This window comes from Allobosea sp. NPDC055594 (assembly GCF_053618995.1).
This window is the reverse complement of the sequence record NZ_JBSHIO010000032.1, coordinates 1-16,100: the sequence shown is the minus strand read 5'-3', so window position 1 is coordinate 16,100 and position 16,100 is coordinate 1. Positions and strand designations below refer to the sequence as shown.

The following is a 16,100-nucleotide window of genomic DNA, read 5'->3' as shown; positions in this document are numbered from 1 at the left end:
CCGATCGGGGCCCTCGCCATATCCGCCGCTCCCCAACGCCAGTGGCCTGCTTTTACTCCGCCACGCTGGCCTGGAATCCGACCGCCGTTGACACCAGACCGCCTGTGCCGCCTTCCAGCGCGGTCGCGGCCTCTCCGCTACCGGCCGACTCGATAGCGAGACGATCAAGGCGCTGCAGGCTGCGGCGGCGGAGAAGCGCCCGGCCCCAGCCGAACCAGCCGTCAAGCTGCCCGCCTTCCCCAAGCCGACGACCCGCCACATCGAGGAGATCATCGTGCACTGCACGGCGACCCCAGAAGGGCGCCCGGTCTCCGTCAACACCATCCGCGGGTGGCATATCGGCCAGGGCTGGCGGGACATCGGCTATCACTGGGTGGTGCTGCTCGACGGCACGATCGCGCCCGGCCGGCCGGAATCGCAGGTCGGCTCGCATGTAGCCGGCCACAACTCCGGGACGCTTGGCGTCGTCTATGTCGGCGGCGTCGGGGCCGATGGAAAGACGCCGAAGGACACCCGCACGCCCGCACAGAGGGCTGCGCTGCTCGAACTCTGCCGCGCGCTGATCCAGCGCTACCCGGCGATCCGCAAGGTGACCGGCCACAATCAGTACAGCAGCAAGGCTTGTCCCAGCTTCGACGTTCGCAAGGACGAGCTTGGCCGGCTGGTCTGATCAGATCTCAGAGCATCGGCAGTGCGACCAGCACGCCCAGCCCCACCACGATCGCTGCCCTGATCCAGGCGCCCCAAACATCAGACGCAGTTACTCGCCGCAACATTGCACACGCCTCCGCCCCCGCACTGAGGCTGATCGCGTAGCGGCGCTGCGTCAAGCCTCGCCCCCCTTCATCACCTAGGAGAACATCATGTTCACGTCCGAACAGTTCTGGTCGCTCGTCCGCACGCTGCTGCAAATGCTCGGAGCGGGCCTCGTCACGCGCGGCTATCTCGACGAGGCTTCCTTGCAGGTCCTGCTTGGCGCCGTCATGGCGATCGTGACGACGCTCTACAGCCTCTACATCCGCCGCAAAGCCGGGCTCGTCGCCACTGCCGCCGCGCTGCCGGAGGTCGCGAAGATCGTCACCACGCCGGACATCGTGGCGAAGGTCGCTTCCTCCGCCGTCACCACCCGCTAAGCCTCTGCCCGACCTTCCACCGGAGCCGCCATGAACATGCGTGTAAATGAGGATGGCCGTCTCTGGCCGAGGGTTGTTGCCGCTGCGATCCCGGCCGGAGTCTCGTTGACGATCTCGATTGGCGCTTTCGCGATCATGTTCTGGTCGGAGAGCAAGACAGTCGACGCTAAGACGGCGGATGCGATCACGCGTATCGAGCGTCGAATCGACACGGTCGAGAACGAGGCCCGCGAGGCGCGCCGCGCCGCTGCGGAGGACCGTCAGAAGATCGCGGAAATGGCCGCAGAGCTACGCAGCACATCGCGCGGCGTCAGCAGGATCGAGGCGCTTCTGGACCGGATGATGATGGAGCGGACGCCGAAGCCGCCTTGAGATCGCACCCGCGATGGTCTGGCCGGCCTAACCGGCTCCGAGTGGCGCCGGCCCCTCGGTTGATGCCTCCCTGTTGAACTGGCCCCGCTGGCTTGTGCCGGCGGGGCTTTTTGGCGCGTGGACTATGTCGCCCACGAGTTCCTTTCGGCGCCAGAAAGCAGTTTCGGAAGAAACTCCAGCGCGTCGCTGGGCCAGTCACCGGACCCCGAAGGATAACATCGCGAGGGTCCCGAGAATGAGTGCAAGGGTGACCAGCCATAGCGATGCGGCAAGCGACATGGGGCGGGGTCTCGATGAGTCGGCGACTGACAACGCGGGCTTCGTAAGAGAGTTCCGCTGCGTCCAACGGCCTTGGGAGACCTCGCCCTGGATTCGAACCGGGGATGTGAGGACTATGCAATCCTCTGCGTAGCCATTCCGCCACGAGGTCGAAGAGAACGCGACCGCGGCTTATGCCGCGAACGCAGCAGATCGGGAAAATACCTTGCTCACAGCATGCCCTCGATGATTGCGAGTGGCCAAAGCAATTTCGAGGGAGGCGCCGGCTGACCGGACCCAAATGGAACTTTTTACACGGGTTCTAAGTTGGCGGCCCATCTGGGGACCAACTGGAGATCTGATCATGAAGAAGATCATTCTTGCTGCCGCAATCGCCTTGGCCCCGATGGCGGCTTTCGCTCAGAATCCCTCGGGCGCCCAGGGTGGCGCAGCCGGCGGCGCAGCTGCTGGCGCGGTTGGCGGCGCGGTCGTTGGCGGCCCGGTGGGCGCAGTCGTCGGTGGTGTTGGCGGCGCCGTGGTTGGAGGCATCATTGGCGACAACACCCCTCGCTTCAAGACCTATGTGAGCCAGCAGCGGGTCCCCTCGTACACCTATAAGGAGGAGGTCCGTGTCGGTGCGGTACTTCCGGAGCGCGGCGTGACCTACCACGAGGTGCCGGCCGAGTATGGCGTCAAGGAGTATCGCTATACCGTCGTCAACAACCGCACGGTCCTCGTCGAGCCGAAGACTCGCAAGATCGTCCAGGTCATCGAGTAAGCAGGGTAGCCCAAAGGCCCGGTCTCGCTCGCGCGGGATCGGGCCTTTTTTGTTGCCTGAAGACTGGCGTCAGTTACTGTTCGGTAGCGTCCCATTCCAGCCCGGCCTAGCAATGTGGAAAACGAGGAAGAATGCCCTTAGGTCAATGAAAAATCTCAATAAAATCCGATGAACTCAGGCCCCCACAGGAGGCGCGCCGCGACTTTTCGTCACTCGTGATCATTCGGCGTTGAGGTGACGCAACGGTCGCCTCCTAGACGCCTTGGAAGATTTCCAACCAAGGGGCCATAAAATCTGGACCGCGCTGATTGTCACCGGCGGGATGCTAGGCGTCGCAGCAGTGACGTGGTGGGCCTCAAAGCGTTGGCCTCTATAGGTTGGATCGCTTTCCGGTCGAGCGCGCCCGATCCCGCTCACACGGGACCTAGCCTTCTTGCGTTTGCGGCCGCCCGCGCTACATCTGCCGCCTACTATGCCTACAGGGGGCCCAGATGCCTTTTAGCTCGCTGACCGGCCCGGTCGACCTCGCGCGCGCCCACGCGGCGCTTGAAGCAGCGTGGGCTGAGATTAAGGCCCAGCAGCCTGACATCGACGAGCGCGAGCGCGATCGGCTGGCCTTCATCGTCGCCAGCCTCGCGCCGCTCGCTATGGATGAGGAAGACTTAGCGCAGCGGGCGGCCGAGAAGTTCCGTTCCTGAGGGTTTCACCGCCGGTGGAACATTCGATGGCCTCCCGAATTGTAGGCTCGGTGCTGAATTGCACCGTGCCTACCGCCGATCTTGAGCGCGCCGCGGATGTACCGGCAGCTTGATCGCGCGGAGGCGTTATTCAGGCGAAAGCCAACCGAGTAGTCCTGGCCAATGTCTGCAGGCCAGCGGCCCGGCTTTGCTACGGCGAACCGGGCCTTTTTCCTTTCAGGCCGTCGCCTTTAGCGCCCTGAAGCGCGCAATCTCCGCGCGAAGCGTCGCAACGGCTGCCTCACCGCGCACGCCCTTGATCCCCCGATCCTCGCGATTGGTCGAGCCCGCCACGCCATCCAGCATCACGCTCAGCTTCGGCGGCGCGAGCCCGGAGAGATAGGCGATCTCGCATTCATGCTTCCATTCCTCCGACCAGGTCGAGACCTCGCAGCCAGCGAGATAGGAATAGGCGAGCGGCGCTTCGGCGGGCGGGTAGTTCAAGGCACAGGTCCGAATCGTGATCAGGGCAGAGCGGGCTCAATAGCCCTTCAGCCTCGCCCGCGCATCCAATGTCAGCCTGGCGCCCGGTCCCGCTGATATCGAGGCCGGGCGCCTTTTGCGTTAACGGGCGCCGTGCGAGCTTCCGCGCTGGCTGCTCACGAAAGCGGCAACATCGGGCGCGAGGATGTCGCGGCGTTCCGCCCACGACGCGAAGAGCCCTCGTGCGGTCTCGGTTTCGATGTCGCCACGGACCGCTGCCAAGCAACCTTTGAGCGCCAATGAATGGATTGCATCAGGCTGCCCGACTGGCCAGTCGGTGAGAAACATATAGGCCTCCATAGCCGAGGAGACCGCCGTAGGGACGCCGAACCGGGTCAAGATGACGACCGGGCGTTCGAATTGGTCTGACGGGAGTGCCAAAGCCATATCCTCCTAGAGCAACATGGATCCGGTTTGGTTGATCGCCGCGTCCAGCTGCCGCTGTCGGCGGCTCGTCATGATGTTGGTAAGCCTTCTTCCTGGGTCAAGTCCGGCGACGCTGCGACGTCACTGGAGCCGGAATTCGCCGCTGACCGCACTGAGGTCAGCGGGACCGATTAGATCCTTGTGAGCCACGGTGATGCGGAAAAGCTTGCCATCAAGCTTGGCCTGCCAGAAGGCGAGGAACTTATTCAGCTCGGGGAAGCGCGGGGCGAGGTCGTAATCCTGCCAGACATATTCCTGCAGGATCGAAGGGTGGTCGGGCAGGCGGTAGAGGATGCCGGCGGTGGTCAATCCGTAGCCGGCGATCTGGCGGGCGAAGTCGGTCGAAGCCATTCCTTTCAGCTCCCTGGTTTCACTGCACCGATGGCAGCGGATTTCCAACGCTCTTGCAAGCCGAAAGGTTGCGTTTGTGCCGCCTTTTCAGGCTGTTAGCACTTGGTCAAAAAAAGTGCTGCCAGCCTCTTGAAGGCAAAAATCGGGCAACCCAAATCATCGCGCGGGCACGGCGCCTCAAGGGCGCGCGGAACCTCGCCGCGAGACCTGAACAGGGCCGGCCCGCTTTGACATGTGACCGACATGAAAACTGGAGGAACTCATGAAGTTTCGGCCACTGCATGACCGCGTCGTCGTGAAGCGCATCGACGCCGAGGAGAAGACCAAGGGCGGGATCATCATTCCCGACACCGCCAAGGAAAAGCCGCAGGAGGGCGAGGTCGTTGGCGTCGGCGCCGGCGCGCGCGACGAGACCGGCAAGCTCGTGCCGCCCGACGTCAAGGTCGGCGACCGCGTGCTCTTCGGCAAATGGAGCGGCACCGAGGTCAAGATCGATGGCGAGGATCTCCTGATCATGAAGGAGTCCGACATCATGGGCGTCATCGAGACGACTGCCGCCTTCAAGAAGGCCGCCTGACGGGGCCTCATCCATCAATATCATCAACTTGAAACCTCAAGTCTGAAGGAGTGAGGAATCATGGCTGCGAAGGACGTGAAGTTTTCGCAGGACGCGCGCGAGCGGATGCTGCGCGGCGTCGACACGCTGGCGAATGCGGTGAAGGTCACGCTGGGTCCGAAGGGCCGCAACGTCGTGATCGAGAAGTCGTTCGGCGCGCCCCGCATCACCAAGGACGGCGTTACCGTCGCCAAGGAGATCGAGCTTTCCGACAAGTTCGAAAACATGGGCGCGCAGATGGTGCGCGAGGTGGCTTCGAAGCAGAACGATGCAGCTGGCGACGGCACCACGACCGCGACCGTGCTCGCCCAGGCGATCGTTCGTGAGGGCGCCAAAGCGGTGGCCGCCGGCATCAATCCGATGGACCTTAAGCGCGGCATCGATCTGGCCGTCGAAGCAGTGACGAAGTCGCTAGGCGAGCATTCGAAGACCATCACCGGTTCGGAGGAGGTCGCGCAGGTCGGCACCATCTCCGCCAATGGCGACCGCACGATCGGCGAGATGATCGCCGAGGCGATGAAGAAGGTCGGCAACGAGGGTGTCATCACCGTCGAGGAAGCCAAGACCGCCGAGACCGAGCTCGACGTGGTCGAGGGCATGCAGTTCGACCGCGGCTATCTCTCGCCCTATTTCGTGACCAACTCGGAGAAGATGGTCGCCGAGCTGGAAGACCCTTACATCCTGATCCACGAAAAGAAGCTCTCGGGCCTCCAGACGATGCTGCCGCTGTTGGAAGCGGTGGTGCAGACGGGAAAGCCGCTGTTGATCGTAGCGGAGGACGTCGAGGGCGAGGCACTGGCTACGCTTGTCGTGAACAAGCTGCGCGGCGGCCTCAAGATCGCTGCCGTCAAGGCTCCGGGCTTCGGCGATCGCCGTAAGGCCATGCTCGAGGACATCGCCATCCTGACCGGCGGCACGGCCGTGAGCGAGGACCTCGGCATCAAGTTGGAGAACGTTACGCTCAACATGCTCGGCCGCGCCAAGAAGGTCCGGATCGAGAAGGAGAACACCACCATCGTCGATGGGGCCGGCAAGAAGGCCGAGATCGACGCGCGCGTCGCCCAGATCAAGGCGCAGATCGAAGAAACCTCGTCGGACTATGACCGGGAGAAGCTGCAGGAACGTCTGGCCAAGCTCGCAGGCGGCGTCGCGGTCATCCGCGTCGGCGGCGCGACCGAGGTCGAGGTCAAGGAGAAGAAGGATCGCGTCGACGATGCCCTGAACGCCACCCGCGCCGCGGTGGAAGAGGGTATTCTGCCGGGAGGTGGCGTCGCCCTGCTGCGCTCGGTCAAGGCACTCGAAGGTCTTGTGCCGGGCAATGACGACCAGAGGACCGGGGTCGAGATCGTCCGCAAGGCGATCACCGCTCCTGCGCGCCAGATCGTCGAGAACGCCGGCGGCGATGGCGCCGTCGTGGTCGGCAAGTTGCTCGAAGCGCAGGATTACGCCTGGGGTTACGACGCCCAGACCGGCAAGTATGGCGATCTGGTCAAGGCTGGCATCATCGACCCGACCAAGGTCGTGCGCACGGCGATCCAGGACGCGGCGTCGGTCGCAGGCCTGCTGATCACCACCGAGGCGATGATCGCCGAGGCGCCGAAGAAGGACCCGGCGCCTGCCATGCCCGTCGGCGGCATGGACTATTGAGCATCGAGGGCGCCGCGGAAGCCGCGGCGCCCTCATCCACGGCTTTTACAAGTTGCGCCCGAGGAAAAGCTATGCCCTTTTCATCGCTCACCGATCCCATCGACTTGGCCTTCGCCATTGCGGTCGATCGGTTTCTTGCAGAAAGACTGGGCAAATGCCTATGAAAAGGCCGATATACTTCCGTTAATGTAACTTTGCATCCAATATGACAGATGGCTCGCAGGAATCTAAGCAACTATCAGCTTCTGATCGCTTCAAAGCCCTTCTTACGAATGCCGAGAGCGCGACCTACGGACTGAAAGAGAACCTTTTGGCTGTCATGACAAGGGATGGATCGGCGACGTGGCAGACGGTTGCCATCCACGTCGAGGCCCAGTTGCCGGGAGCGGGTGAATTCGCGACCGCGCGATTGAATGCCATACTTGCTCTTATTAGGACGCTATCCAACAGACGAGTGTCCGAGGGCAAATGATCGGCCACTCCCGATAGTCGCCCGCTCGGCAGTCCACGTAGGCGGCCGAGCGGGCAAGCCGTTCCGCGACATCGAGCCGGCCGTGCTCGACCGGCCGTCACCGTGCGCGGGAAAGCCGAGCGTGATACCGACGTGGCCGCAGAACTCGCCAAGCTTCCGCCGCACCGGAAGCGTTGGCGGCTATCAGGGCTCAACTGCGCGGCAATTGAGGATGGATGGCGCTCAGCCCAGGCGGCCATCGCCGCAGCTCTGAGGGCAGACACCTGATCAGCGCTCTCCCCCGCCGCCTCGGCAGACTCGAACGGGCCCGTAAGGCAGCGCCGTCACCGCAGCTTCGCCGCGCGCCCTTTTATCCCGTGCTCGTCGCCACCGGTCGTGCCCGCCACGTTCACCCTCTATTTCGCGGAATTCGCGAGCCGACAGGTGCCGCGACTGGCTTGCTCAACGGCGCGCAAAGCATGCTCCTGAGTATCAAATGTTTCCATGGCCACCTCGCGCAACACGGCAGCGGCGCGTTCGGACGGCACCATTCGAACATGGCGCGGACCTAGTTGCTCAATCCTGCATGCGCATCTTCCTAGAAGATCAGTGAGAACCCATCGACCAAGCGTCGCCTTCGTGACCGTGAAATCCATAACGCTGCCTCCTGACCCCTCAATTCGCGATCGCGGCGGAAGTTGCAGGCGGAACGTTTCCAAGGCAGTGCCGTTTTGACTCCTGTGTGAGGAGTTGCGTTATGTGTGCTCAGCGGATCTTGCGTGCCGGTCCCGTCGCCGACGTCATCCGGACCCGCCTGACCAGGCGAGTAGATCCCCGGCAGGGCTGCTTCGACCTCGGCCCTCGAGAACTGGGGCACACAGCTGAACAGACGATTTACCGGCTCGCGCGCGAGGTCACAGAGCTCCGCCTGAAGTTGGCGGGAGCCGCCGCCGCTGATGGCGCCGAAGGACTAACCTACCGCTCCTACGACTCCGCGCGTGGTTGGATTGACGCGGTGGACCCGATCGCTCTGATGGCCCGTCAGTTTGCGCGCCGCCTCGCCGAAGTGAAATGCATCCGCAGCCTTGGGCCGGAGGGCGATGCCACCGACATCGATGCGCAATCGGTCAACGCCTTCATCGCAATGATAGCGGAAGAGGCAGATGCCCTGATCACATTGCTGATCGAGGACGCGGAGGCTTCGGGGCTGGAGGCCACCGGCGCTTGGATGAAGATCCCACTCGTCGAATGTCGGAAGTTCGAGCCGATGGAGCGAGACCCGGAGCTCGAACGGGCCGACGACATCCATGACGACAAGCTTAATTCGTAGGGCCGCCTGATGCGGCAGCAGTTGCGTGGTGGTGAGATGGTGAGACGTCCGGCTCCGCGTCGCGTATTGAAAGCCGGGCCAGCCGGCGAGACGCTGCAGAGCGCCCTGGTAGCGCCGGCGCGAAGCGGCGTCTTGTCCGGCGATCTTTTCGCCGACCCCATGCCTGCGCGGGTCGAGCCGTGTCTGGCGCTCCTGAGGCCCGCGCCCCCCGTGGGCCCAGATTGGGCTTTCGAGGTCAAATGGGACGGCTACAGGCTGGCGGTGCATCGGCGCGGCGCTGAGGTGCGCATCATTACGCGGGGTGGCCATGACTGGACCCATCGCTTTCCGGCCATCGCCGAATCCGCTTTGGACTTACCCGCCGAGAGCTTCATTCTCGATGGCGAAGCGGTTGTCTTCAATGACGAGGGACGGTCCGACTTCGGCGCGCTCCAGCAGGCGCTGGGCGGCCGCGGCGGCAAGGGCACTGCGCATCTCGCCGTCCTCTATGCCTTCGACCTGCTTTATCTCGACGGCCATGACCTGATGCGCATGTCGCTCGACGAGCGGCGGCAGATGCTCCAATTCCTTCTGGCGCCGAGTGATCAGTCGATCCGTCTCAGCGAGGAGGTGGAAGCCGCCGGTGTGCGCTTCCTCGAGCAGGCTTGCGAGATGGGCTTAGAGGGCATCATCGCGAAAAGGCGCAGCGCACCTTACCGGCCCGGCCGTGGCGGGGATTGGCTCAAAATCAAATGCGTGCAGTCGGAGACCTTTCTGATCGTCGGCTATGAGCCGTCGCCGGCTGCGCTCGGCGGCGTCGGCCGGCTGCTTCTTGCAGCCCACGGCAACTATGGCTTGACCTATGTAGGAAGCGTCGGAACCGGCTTCACGCAACAGTCCGCGAGAGATCTGCGCAAGCAACTCGACCGGTTGAAAACGGCGGCCCCGCCGGTGCGCGCCGCGAAGAAGGGCGTCGTCTGGACCAAGCCGATGCTGGCGGCCGAAATCGCCTTCCGAGGCTGGACCCATGACGTCAAGCTTCGGCACGCGTCATTCAAAGGGGTGCGCGAAAAGGCGGATGAGGTCGCGATCTATAGGCTTGGCTAAAGGGTCTTGCCGAGCGCGTGCGCGACCGCCGCGGCGCTCTCTCCGGCCTTCGCCACGGCCTGCTCCAGCTCGGCCCGCGAAACGCCGAATTTTTTCATCCAGTATCGAACTTCGTGGTCCTCGCTTAGATTGACACGAGCCCGATCCTGGGGGCCGCGGTTGGTCTTGTCATCTGCCATGGATGTTCTCCTTTTGGCAGACAAGCGGGGCGCGCTGGGATTGTTCCCGTGTCTACTGCGGCTGCAAAGATTTGGCGTGCTTTAGATCGGCTTCAGCCATCATCGCCTGCAGTTTGGCCATAGCTTCCGCCGGAAGCCAGAGCGAGACGTCCGCTCCCTCTCGAACCTTCACGCTGATTATGGAGCCTTCGTTGGGGTCGCCGCTCACGGCGACGCTCAGGACGTCGAGAACGATGAAGACGCGAGAAGGATCATTGGGCATGGATTGCCTCTACTGTTGTGCGTGCGGGCGCTTAAACGCACGTGAGGCGGGGCGGTTCCGCCCTCGGGCATATGGCGATCTATAGGCTGGGCCGGCGGTCTCCGTTTGTCCACACTCGCGACGACGGCCACATCGCGCGATCCCGCTCGGCGATGTCAGCAGCAACCCGCTGGCATAGCGGCCTGGGCCTATCCTCGAACCGCGTCAGCGCTTCTACGAGCAGCGAGAGCCGGGCCTCCTCGACGGTCTCCTCCAGGCAGCCTGCCAAGGCTTCGATCTGAGCGGGCGCGGCCTCACGCTCGTCCTCGTAGATGAACATGCGTGTGGGGACCCCCAGCCTCTCACGGCGCAAGCGCTCCAGCACGCCGTCATACTCGAGCTCGGCGAGGTAGCCAGGCCATCGCTCTTTTACCGCCGCCTTCGCTTCGTCCAGCGTCTCGCACCGACCGGCGTAGTCGGGACGATGCCGGTATCGGTAAGCACTGAGCGACCAGCTCCAGGCCGGAGTGCTGACCGGCACATGACGGTCTCGCGAGATGCGGCCGATCGCATCGCCATGATCGTTCACCACGACGAAGTTGTCGGGAGCGTCGGGAGCGACCTGGCGGAGGCGGAGGGGCATGGAGCGCCTCTCCATATGGCTCATGCCGCTCTGATCTGCTCGTCGAATTCATCCGGGATCGCGCCGTGCCGGGCGATAACCTCGATCGATGCAACCTCGCCCGTCTCGTCGTCGGCGACGACGTGCACGACAGCCACGCCCTCGGCCGTGCGAGCCAGGCGCTCGCCATCCTGCAGGGCATGATGCTTCGTCTTTGCGGGCACGCGCTGGCCGGACACCAGCCGTTTCCGGTGGGTCTTGAAAGGCTGGAGGAAGAAGGCGTCGACGCTGGCCATGGCTTGACTCTCATCCTGTTTGTTCTCAATCTGTTCTCATACGAGAGGACGACCGTGATTGGAAGAGCCGCCGGATTTCGGAACGCCGCTGGGGCGCTGGCCATGGATACACGTGCATTTCCGCTGTCACTGGTGCCCGCGGAATGCCGAGGTCCATATCGCCGTTCTCGCGGCCTCCTACGGCCATCGTGCGCCGCTGGAGTGGGTCTTTCGACGGTTCGTGAGCGGATGCTCCTGGGACCCGCATAGCGAAGAGTGGAAGCCGCAGAAGTACGGCATGCGCTGCGGGGCCTATTGCCCCGACGTCCGCTCGTCTCGCCCGCCGGACCTGCCGCCCAGCATGTCTGGCCTGACAGTCGTAACAGGAGGCAAGCATGACCAACTCACCAAAGCGCCTGCCAAAGAACGCCGCCGCAGGATCGGGGGCGACTGATCTCGCCTTGAGCGATGTCGAGACCGGCATCCGCCAGGCGTCCGAGACTGCCCGCGGGGGCTATGCGATTGGCCTCGCCGACGCCGAACGGCTCGGCCTGGTGCCGCAGCAGGACTGGAGCGAGCTGGTCGCCGCTAAGGACGTGGTTTGGACCAAACTCGATATGGTCGCTGAACGGTTCGGCCTGGTGGTGTCAGGCCCTTATCTGCCGCCAGACGAGAATGAGGATCTCTACTACTTGGTGGCGGCGCCAAAGGCGGCTTAAGCTCGGGTGCATGTGCAACCTGTACAGCCACACCCGATCGGTCGAAGCGATGCGCAAGCTGTTCGCCCCGTTCAACGATGGTGGCACCAATCTCGCGCCACAGCCCGGCATCTTCCCCGACTACGAGGCGCCGATCGTTCGCAATGAGCCAGGTGGCGCCCGTCTCGCCATGACGCGCTGGGGAATGCCGTCCTCGAAGAAGGCGCTGCTCGACGCAGCGGCCAAGCGCGCGGACAAACTGCGCGCCAAGGGAAAGGAGGTCGACTTCGATCACCTCCTGCGCATGGAGCCGGACGGCGGCACCACCAACATCCGCAACACCTCGAGCTCGCATTGGAAGCGCTGGCTGGGCGTCGAGAACCGGTGTCTTGTTCCCTTCACCAGCTTCAGCGAGTTCGACTGGGCGGCCAAGCAAGACGTCTGGTTTGCTTTCGGCAACGATCGGCCGACAGCCTTCTTCGCTGGCATCTGGCTCTCGCAATGGACCAGCGTGCGGAAGATCAAGAACGGCGAGGAGACGATCGACCTCTATGCCTTCCTGACGACCGAGCCGAACGTCGAAGTTGGTTCAGTCCATCCCAAGGCGATGCCGGTGATCCTGACGACGCCCGAGCAGTGCGAGACCTGGATGACTGCGCCCTGGGCGGTGGCAAGCTATCTGCAGCGCCCGCTGCTCGATGGCAGCCTTGAGATTGTCCAGCGCGGCGGCAAAAAAGACGATCTGCTGCTAGCGGCTAACATGGGCTAGGGGCTAATCAAGCCATAACACAGTTACCTCGAGAGCCGGCGGACATTAGCTTTCACCTTCCGCCTATAACCGCGGACAACGCCGATCGGAGTGGTGCCGGTCATCAGCTTTGCGGCCGCCTGCTGTGCCGCGGCAATTTTTTCCGTGACCATTCGCTCTGCTTCGCGGTCGGCGGCGGGGCCTCCGATCGCTAGCCTCGCGCCTCGCAGCCAAATGGCCTGCTGCGCTTCGAAAGCGAGCATCGACATCTCAAAAAGCATCTTGAACATTGGGATCGGGCTCCAGCCTGAGGCTTTCGACCAACGGCTTTCGACGACGTTGGTTCCTAAGCCTTAGCCGTCCTGTGCCGGCGCCCTCTGGCAAGAGCCGCGTGTGAACCGCTCGATCGCGGCGAGCGCATCGTTCAACGACCGAAACGGGCCGAGCCGCATGCCGTCCATCGTTTCAACGGCGTTACCAAGCGGGAAGACTTGAAATGTGCCTACAGGCTCTTCGGAGATCCGACCCATGGCCCGGCCCAGAAGGTCGGTGAGAAGCCAGGTCCCATCTTCGGGCGCCCGCGTAATTTTGATGTCCAAAGTCGGCCTGCTGTTCTGCGCGGCTATCGACAAGTGCGGTGGCACCTCTTCGGTGCTGCCCCTTGAACTTGAGCCGAAGACGGGCCGCACCATCTCCGGCCCGTCTGTCGCCCGATGCGGTTCAAAACGACAGAGGCCTAATCTGTATCACGGCGAGGGGGAAGAGTCGCAGATTATCGCCAAGCCCCTACCCACCATCCATACACCGCAGCCCCAACCAGCAGCATCAGGACCAGCGCCATCCTCGCGTCTGAGGGGCCGTAGCGCATTAGCCGCCCAGCGCCTCTAAGGCGCCTTCATACTTGGCGAGTAGCTTTTCGCGCTTGTCCGCCGGCAGCATAGCAAGCCTCGTCCGATTCAGATTGTCCTTGAGATCTGCGACCTTCACCGGCCGGGCGAGTTCATTCGCCGCGGCCCGCAGTATGAAGTCGCAGTAAGGCTCGCCGTCCGGCCTGGTCAGAGCTTCGACCGCGTCGACGATCGCTTGAGAGAAGCCCTCGCGCCGCAGGTCGCCCGCCGTTAAATCGCTGTCCTCGATCACATCGTGGAGGACGGCGATGATGGCACGCTCTTCGTCGCCGGCACGGATAAAGCCGAGTGCGACCCGGAGCGGGTGCGATATGTACGGGGCGCCGGCCTTGTCGGTCTGCCCTGCATGCGCTGCGGCGGCGATCTCGATAGCTCGCTCCAGACTGCCCATCTCACTCCCCCTGCGCTCTAGCGGCGTCCCGACCTTCATCGGTAGCCTGCCACGTCGGTCTGTCCTCAAGACCAACACGCTCGCTGAACTGCTCGACATACCCGCGCTGCGCCAGTTCGCTCATCTCAGGCTCGCACGATCCTACTGCTACAGGAGCGCAGCAGACGAGGCGAAGGACGGATAGCTCTTGCTTCGTCATGGCTGCTCCTGCGAGCGGATGTCCGCCGTCCGCTTTAGCAAATGCTGGGTGCTGGCTTCCATTCGCTCGGCCATCCATCGCATGTGCGCCGCATTGACGTAGGTATGCCATGCGCCCCAGACGGCTGAGGTGAAAACGACCCCAGCGATAAAAGCGCGGATTTCAAGCCACATTGCTACCGTCCTGCGCTCGGATGGCGGCGGCGACACCGTCGAACGTTGAATTTTCTAGACAGTCGGCGGCTGTCTCCGCGATTACGGCGCACCGCTCCCGCTCTATCGCGACGGCTGCGAGCACCGCCGGCCGAACCAGATCGCGCATCTCCTGACGATACTGCTCGGAGTTGGTTTCCCATCGCAGCGTGCGCGTGTTGTCCTGAGCGGCCATCTTCCGCGCCGCATCGTGGAAAGCCTTGGCGCCGGCCTCAACTGCCTGTTCGGTAGGATCAGAATTCGACATCTTCAGACCTCCGCCCCCGTGTCGGACTATACCTGACGCCGTCCGGCCCGATCCATTCATGCTGAAGCTGGTTCGCGAAATAGGTGCCGGGCTTCTCGACCGCAACGAGCGCGGCTTCGGCGGCTAGGGCGCGGGCTTCAGCGGCTCGCTGGTCTGACAGGTTCGCGTCCGCCGCCGTGCGCCACACATCCACCTGGTCCGCCAGCCGCTCCTTCTCTGCCAGGACCGGCGCGAAGAGGGCGAGGACGGCGCGGGCCTGCTCGCGATACCTGTCTTTGACCTTGTCCGCGAGAAGGTCCCAACGCTTGTTCCGTGGGTTGCTTTCGTAGATCGTCCTCGCCCCGTCCTCCTCGCTCGGCATAGCGGCGGGGGCGGGTTGAACTAGTTCCATTTTGGAACCAGTTGCCTTGCTCGGGTCAGAGCCGAGCATCTCGTTTGCGGCAGCGGTAGCTTCGGACTGCATTTGATCTCGCCCATCCTTCACCACAGATCCTCCGAATAGAGCTGATGCCCCAGCGCGGCGCCAGGACGCGTCTGGCCGGCGGTCTTGGCGATCTCCAGTGCCTCGGCTCGCTCGACGAAGCGGTTGGCGCTGGTCATGAAGCCTTGGCCGCGCATGTTGCCTTCCGCGCTATCGCCAAGGAAGGCGGCTAGCGCGAAGATATGGCAGTGCCGACGTGGCGCCGGCAGAGCCCAGATGCGGCCCTGCGTGTCGACAATAGCAACGCCAGTGATCCGCTCGCCCGCGCTTTCTGCAAACAAGGGGGTGGGGCTAGCGGTCATGGGCCGGCCTCCACATGATCGGCGGGTCTGACGGGCTCTCGTCCTCGTTCGATCCCCAGCAGACACCGTCCGTCCAGCAAGGCGGGTGCTTGTCCTCTTCGCTGGAGACCCAGCCGCCACAATCGTCTCCGGCCTCATTGATGAAGCCTTGGCGTTCGTATCGGGCTCGCAGCTCGAATCCGCCAGCGGTGAGGATATCGATGTCGCGACCGTCCAGAGGCGCGCTCGCGAGCGTGTACCAGCCCATGTCACCGCTCTCCCGCCGCAGATTTCGGAGGCTCGGGGAGAGGGCGCCAAGTGGCGCCGCGATGCCTCATTCGCCTCCCATTGATACAGTCGCTGATGGCGTTGGCATTAAACCCTGCGCGAGACGCTTCGCCTTGCGAACCGAAGAGCAGCCGCCGCCCATCTTTGAAGGCGGCTTCGACAGGCATGCTCGCAGGGTTATCGGCCCCCCTGCGGGTGAATTCCTTCGATCTTTGGCTGACGTGGGTGCCAGCACGGATCGCGTCCCGATTATTGTCGAGGCTTGTCCCAGCGTAGATATGCTCGGGGTTCACGCAAAGAGGCGTGTTGCACCGATGACAAATCTGGCTCCCTGAGGGGATATCGCCGATGAAGCGCTGGTATGAGAACTGGTAGGCATACTGGCGGCGGCTGCCAATTCTCATCACCGGCCGAAGAGCCCTTGTCCCGTTCGTTCGGTATGCCGGCCCCAGCCATAGCCAGCATCCGGAATTTGGCTCTGGGGAGTAGCACTGATCGAAGTAGTCACCCGGGGTAATGGTGCTCCACCGGTGCAATCTAGGAGCCAGCGCCTTCTCATCCATCGGTCTGCTCCTTGTGGGCTTTGAGGAAGGCGGAGAGTGCGGCGCGCGCGGGGGATTTCGCGTCGCCGGTGAAGTTGCCCGGAGGGTTGCAAAGCGGGC

The 16,100-nt window shown here is 63.5% G+C and carries 26 protein-coding genes; 11 read left to right on the top strand and 15 right to left on the bottom strand.

All coding sequences use genetic code 11. The features are described from left to right. Positions 1 to 163 precede the first annotated feature (163 nt). The 5 genes from ACWGRX_RS26410 (at position 164) to ACWGRX_RS26390 (ending at position 3,239) form a co-directional block, all read left to right on the top strand. The gene (locus ACWGRX_RS26410; protein WP_452119981.1) at positions 164 to 670 is read left to right on the top strand and encodes an N-acetylmuramoyl-L-alanine amidase; all 507 of its coding nucleotides are present in this window, start codon (positions 164 to 166) and stop codon (positions 668 to 670) included. 193 nt (positions 671 to 863) lie between these two features. Then, a complete protein-coding gene (locus ACWGRX_RS26405) occupies positions 864 to 1,133 on the top strand; it encodes a Pam3-gp28 family putative phage holin (protein ID WP_452119979.1) in 270 nt (89 codons plus the stop codon). Positions 1,134 to 1,238: 105 nt separating this feature from the next. Further along, positions 1,239 to 1,505: a hypothetical protein gene (locus tag ACWGRX_RS26400; RefSeq protein WP_452119978.1), complete on the top strand. Its 267-nt coding sequence runs from the start codon at positions 1,239 to 1,241 to the stop codon at positions 1,503 to 1,505. Positions 1,506 to 2,124: 619 nt separating this feature from the next. Further along, positions 2,125 to 2,541 carry a DUF1236 domain-containing protein gene (locus tag ACWGRX_RS26395; RefSeq protein WP_452119980.1) on the top strand — a complete coding sequence of 139 codons (417 nt, stop codon included), beginning with the start codon at positions 2,125 to 2,127 and terminating at the stop codon, positions 2,539 to 2,541. A gap of 491 nt (positions 2,542 to 3,032) precedes the next feature. Beyond that, a complete protein-coding gene (locus ACWGRX_RS26390) occupies positions 3,033 to 3,239 on the top strand; it encodes a hypothetical protein (RefSeq protein ID WP_452119977.1) in 207 nt (68 codons plus the stop codon). Positions 3,240 to 3,455: 216 nt separating this feature from the next. On the opposite strand, the gene ACWGRX_RS26385 is transcribed toward ACWGRX_RS26390, so the two are convergent. From ACWGRX_RS26385 to ACWGRX_RS26375, 3 genes are all read right to left on the bottom strand, one after another. Further along, positions 3,456 to 3,722 carry a DUF7696 family protein gene (locus tag ACWGRX_RS26385; protein WP_452119976.1) on the bottom strand — a complete coding sequence of 89 codons (267 nt, stop codon included), beginning with the start codon at positions 3,720 to 3,722 and terminating at the stop codon, positions 3,456 to 3,458. A 120-nt stretch (positions 3,723 to 3,842) separates the two neighbouring features. After that, complete coding sequence (locus tag ACWGRX_RS26380; RefSeq protein WP_452119975.1) at positions 3,843 to 4,148, bottom strand: DUF982 domain-containing protein; 306 nt, start codon at positions 4,146 to 4,148, stop codon at positions 3,843 to 3,845. Positions 4,149 to 4,268: 120 nt separating this feature from the next. Then, a complete protein-coding gene (locus ACWGRX_RS26375; protein ID WP_452119974.1) occupies positions 4,269 to 4,538 on the bottom strand; it encodes an usg protein in 270 nt (89 codons plus the stop codon). Positions 4,539 to 4,800: 262 nt separating this feature from the next. Here ACWGRX_RS26375 and groES point away from each other — a divergent pair, with 262 nt between their 5' ends. The 4 genes from groES (at position 4,801) to ligD (ending at position 9,668) form a co-directional block, all read left to right on the top strand. Next, positions 4,801 to 5,115: a co-chaperone GroES gene (groES, locus tag ACWGRX_RS26370; protein WP_452119973.1), complete on the top strand. Its 315-nt coding sequence runs from the start codon at positions 4,801 to 4,803 to the stop codon at positions 5,113 to 5,115. Between the two features lie 60 nt (positions 5,116 to 5,175). Continuing rightward, entirely contained in the window at positions 5,176 to 6,801 is a 1,626-nt protein-coding gene (gene groL, locus ACWGRX_RS26365) for a chaperonin GroEL (protein WP_452119972.1), read from the top strand. Positions 6,802 to 8,009: 1,208 nt separating this feature from the next. Next, the gene (locus ACWGRX_RS26360; RefSeq protein WP_452119971.1) at positions 8,010 to 8,582 is read left to right on the top strand and encodes a hypothetical protein; all 573 of its coding nucleotides are present in this window, start codon (positions 8,010 to 8,012) and stop codon (positions 8,580 to 8,582) included. Positions 8,583 to 8,591: 9 nt separating this feature from the next. Continuing rightward, on the top strand, positions 8,592 to 9,668 hold the full coding sequence (gene ligD / locus ACWGRX_RS26355) for a non-homologous end-joining DNA ligase (protein WP_452119970.1): 1,077 nt from the start codon (positions 8,592 to 8,594) through the stop codon (positions 9,666 to 9,668). Here the strand turns inward: ligD and ACWGRX_RS26350 are convergent. From ACWGRX_RS26350 to ACWGRX_RS26335, 4 genes are all read right to left on the bottom strand, one after another. After that, positions 9,665 to 9,847, bottom strand: coding sequence for a DUF3606 domain-containing protein (locus ACWGRX_RS26350; protein WP_452119969.1), 183 nt, complete (start codon positions 9,845 to 9,847; stop codon positions 9,665 to 9,667). The two genes, ligD and ACWGRX_RS26350, sit on opposite strands and share 4 nt — an antisense overlap. 52 nt (positions 9,848 to 9,899) lie before the next feature. Further along, on the bottom strand, positions 9,900 to 10,109 hold the full coding sequence (locus ACWGRX_RS26345; RefSeq protein ID WP_452119968.1) for a hypothetical protein: 210 nt from the start codon (positions 10,107 to 10,109) through the stop codon (positions 9,900 to 9,902). 79 nt (positions 10,110 to 10,188) lie between these two features. Next, the gene (locus tag ACWGRX_RS26340) at positions 10,189 to 10,731 is read right to left on the bottom strand and encodes a hypothetical protein (protein WP_452119967.1); all 543 of its coding nucleotides are present in this window, start codon (positions 10,729 to 10,731) and stop codon (positions 10,189 to 10,191) included. A 20-nt stretch (positions 10,732 to 10,751) separates the two neighbouring features. Further along, positions 10,752 to 11,006 (bottom strand): hypothetical protein, encoded by a 255-nt coding sequence (locus ACWGRX_RS26335; protein WP_452119966.1) that lies wholly within the window; start codon positions 11,004 to 11,006, stop codon positions 10,752 to 10,754. A 374-nt stretch (positions 11,007 to 11,380) separates the two neighbouring features. Here ACWGRX_RS26335 and ACWGRX_RS26330 point away from each other — a divergent pair, with 374 nt between their 5' ends. Both ACWGRX_RS26330 and ACWGRX_RS26325 read left to right on the top strand, forming a co-directional pair. Beyond that, entirely contained in the window at positions 11,381 to 11,704 is a 324-nt protein-coding gene (locus tag ACWGRX_RS26330; protein ID WP_452119965.1) for a hypothetical protein, read from the top strand. A 10-nt stretch (positions 11,705 to 11,714) separates the two neighbouring features. After that, entirely contained in the window at positions 11,715 to 12,452 is a 738-nt protein-coding gene (locus tag ACWGRX_RS26325) for an SOS response-associated peptidase (protein WP_452119964.1), read from the top strand. 23 nt (positions 12,453 to 12,475) lie between these two features. Here the strand turns inward: ACWGRX_RS26325 and ACWGRX_RS26320 are convergent, their stop codons facing one another. From ACWGRX_RS26320 to ACWGRX_RS26980, 8 genes are all read right to left on the bottom strand, one after another. Beyond that, the gene (locus ACWGRX_RS26320) at positions 12,476 to 12,721 is read right to left on the bottom strand and encodes a hypothetical protein (protein ID WP_452119963.1); all 246 of its coding nucleotides are present in this window, start codon (positions 12,719 to 12,721) and stop codon (positions 12,476 to 12,478) included. Positions 12,722 to 13,298: 577 nt separating this feature from the next. Next, complete coding sequence (locus tag ACWGRX_RS26315) at positions 13,299 to 13,730, bottom strand: HD domain-containing protein (RefSeq protein ID WP_452119962.1); 432 nt, start codon at positions 13,728 to 13,730, stop codon at positions 13,299 to 13,301. Positions 13,731 to 13,925: 195 nt separating this feature from the next. After that, on the bottom strand, positions 13,926 to 14,102 hold the full coding sequence (locus ACWGRX_RS26310; RefSeq protein WP_452119961.1) for a hypothetical protein: 177 nt from the start codon (positions 14,100 to 14,102) through the stop codon (positions 13,926 to 13,928). Then, on the bottom strand, positions 14,092 to 14,388 hold the full coding sequence (locus tag ACWGRX_RS26305) for a hypothetical protein (protein ID WP_452119960.1): 297 nt from the start codon (positions 14,386 to 14,388) through the stop codon (positions 14,092 to 14,094). Before ACWGRX_RS26305 ends, ACWGRX_RS26310 begins: the two co-directional genes overlap by 11 nt. Next, on the bottom strand, positions 14,375 to 14,851 hold the full coding sequence (locus ACWGRX_RS26300) for a hypothetical protein (protein ID WP_452119959.1): 477 nt from the start codon (positions 14,849 to 14,851) through the stop codon (positions 14,375 to 14,377). The genes ACWGRX_RS26305 and ACWGRX_RS26300 overlap by 14 nt, the downstream gene beginning before the upstream one ends. A gap of 17 nt (positions 14,852 to 14,868) precedes the next feature. After that, complete coding sequence (locus ACWGRX_RS26295) at positions 14,869 to 15,171, bottom strand: hypothetical protein (protein WP_452119958.1); 303 nt, start codon at positions 15,169 to 15,171, stop codon at positions 14,869 to 14,871. Beyond that, positions 15,161 to 15,418, bottom strand: a complete 258-nt coding sequence (locus tag ACWGRX_RS26290) for a hypothetical protein (RefSeq protein ID WP_452119957.1) — start codon at positions 15,416 to 15,418, stop codon at positions 15,161 to 15,163. The genes ACWGRX_RS26295 and ACWGRX_RS26290 overlap by 11 nt, the downstream gene beginning before the upstream one ends. 1 nt (position 15,419) lies before the next feature. Further along, entirely contained in the window at positions 15,420 to 15,842 is a 423-nt protein-coding gene (locus tag ACWGRX_RS26980; RefSeq protein WP_465247586.1) for an HNH endonuclease, read from the bottom strand. Positions 15,843 to 16,100: the final 258 nt, after the last annotated feature.

Bases quoted from the DNA above. Each gene is read 5' to 3' on its own strand.
- ACWGRX_RS26320 (WP_452119963.1), bottom strand. From the start codon at position 12,721: ATGTTCAAGATGCTTTTTGAGATGTCGATGCTCGCTTTCGAAGCGCAG.
- ligD (WP_452119970.1), top strand. From the start codon at position 8,592: ATGCGGCAGCAGTTGCGTGGTGGTGAGATGGTGAGACGTCCGGCTCCG.
- ACWGRX_RS26405 (WP_452119979.1), top strand. From the start codon at position 864: ATGTTCACGTCCGAACAGTTCTGGTCGCTCGTCCGCACGCTGCTGCAA.
- ACWGRX_RS26305 (WP_452119960.1), bottom strand. From the start codon at position 14,388: ATGTCGAATTCTGATCCTACCGAACAGGCAGTTGAGGCCGGCGCCAAG.
- ACWGRX_RS26325 (WP_452119964.1), top strand. From the start codon at position 11,715: ATGTGCAACCTGTACAGCCACACCCGATCGGTCGAAGCGATGCGCAAG.
- groES (WP_452119973.1), top strand. From the start codon at position 4,801: ATGAAGTTTCGGCCACTGCATGACCGCGTCGTCGTGAAGCGCATCGAC.
- ACWGRX_RS26350 (WP_452119969.1), bottom strand. From the start codon at position 9,847: ATGGCAGATGACAAGACCAACCGCGGCCCCCAGGATCGGGCTCGTGTC.
- ACWGRX_RS26310 (WP_452119961.1), bottom strand. From the start codon at position 14,102: ATGTGGCTTGAAATCCGCGCTTTTATCGCTGGGGTCGTTTTCACCTCA.
- ACWGRX_RS26340 (WP_452119967.1), bottom strand. From the start codon at position 10,731: ATGCCCCTCCGCCTCCGCCAGGTCGCTCCCGACGCTCCCGACAACTTC.
- ACWGRX_RS26345 (WP_452119968.1), bottom strand. From the start codon at position 10,109: ATGCCCAATGATCCTTCTCGCGTCTTCATCGTTCTCGACGTCCTGAGC.
- ACWGRX_RS26980 (WP_465247586.1), bottom strand. From the start codon at position 15,842: ATGAGAATTGGCAGCCGCCGCCAGTATGCCTACCAGTTCTCATACCAG.
- ACWGRX_RS26360 (WP_452119971.1), top strand. From the start codon at position 8,010: ATGTGTGCTCAGCGGATCTTGCGTGCCGGTCCCGTCGCCGACGTCATC.
- ACWGRX_RS26375 (WP_452119974.1), bottom strand. From the start codon at position 4,538: ATGGCTTCGACCGACTTCGCCCGCCAGATCGCCGGCTACGGATTGACC.
- ACWGRX_RS26390 (WP_452119977.1), top strand. From the start codon at position 3,033: ATGCCTTTTAGCTCGCTGACCGGCCCGGTCGACCTCGCGCGCGCCCAC.
- ACWGRX_RS26300 (WP_452119959.1), bottom strand. From the start codon at position 14,851: ATGCAGTCCGAAGCTACCGCTGCCGCAAACGAGATGCTCGGCTCTGAC.
- ACWGRX_RS26315 (WP_452119962.1), bottom strand. From the start codon at position 13,730: ATGGGCAGTCTGGAGCGAGCTATCGAGATCGCCGCCGCAGCGCATGCA.
- ACWGRX_RS26290 (WP_452119957.1), bottom strand. From the start codon at position 15,418: ATGGGCTGGTACACGCTCGCGAGCGCGCCTCTGGACGGTCGCGACATC.
- ACWGRX_RS26380 (WP_452119975.1), bottom strand. From the start codon at position 4,148: ATGGCTTTGGCACTCCCGTCAGACCAATTCGAACGCCCGGTCGTCATC.
- ACWGRX_RS26330 (WP_452119965.1), top strand. From the start codon at position 11,381: ATGACCAACTCACCAAAGCGCCTGCCAAAGAACGCCGCCGCAGGATCG.
- groL (WP_452119972.1), top strand. From the start codon at position 5,176: ATGGCTGCGAAGGACGTGAAGTTTTCGCAGGACGCGCGCGAGCGGATG.
- ACWGRX_RS26295 (WP_452119958.1), bottom strand. From the start codon at position 15,171: ATGACCGCTAGCCCCACCCCCTTGTTTGCAGAAAGCGCGGGCGAGCGG.
- ACWGRX_RS26335 (WP_452119966.1), bottom strand. From the start codon at position 11,006: ATGGCCAGCGTCGACGCCTTCTTCCTCCAGCCTTTCAAGACCCACCGG.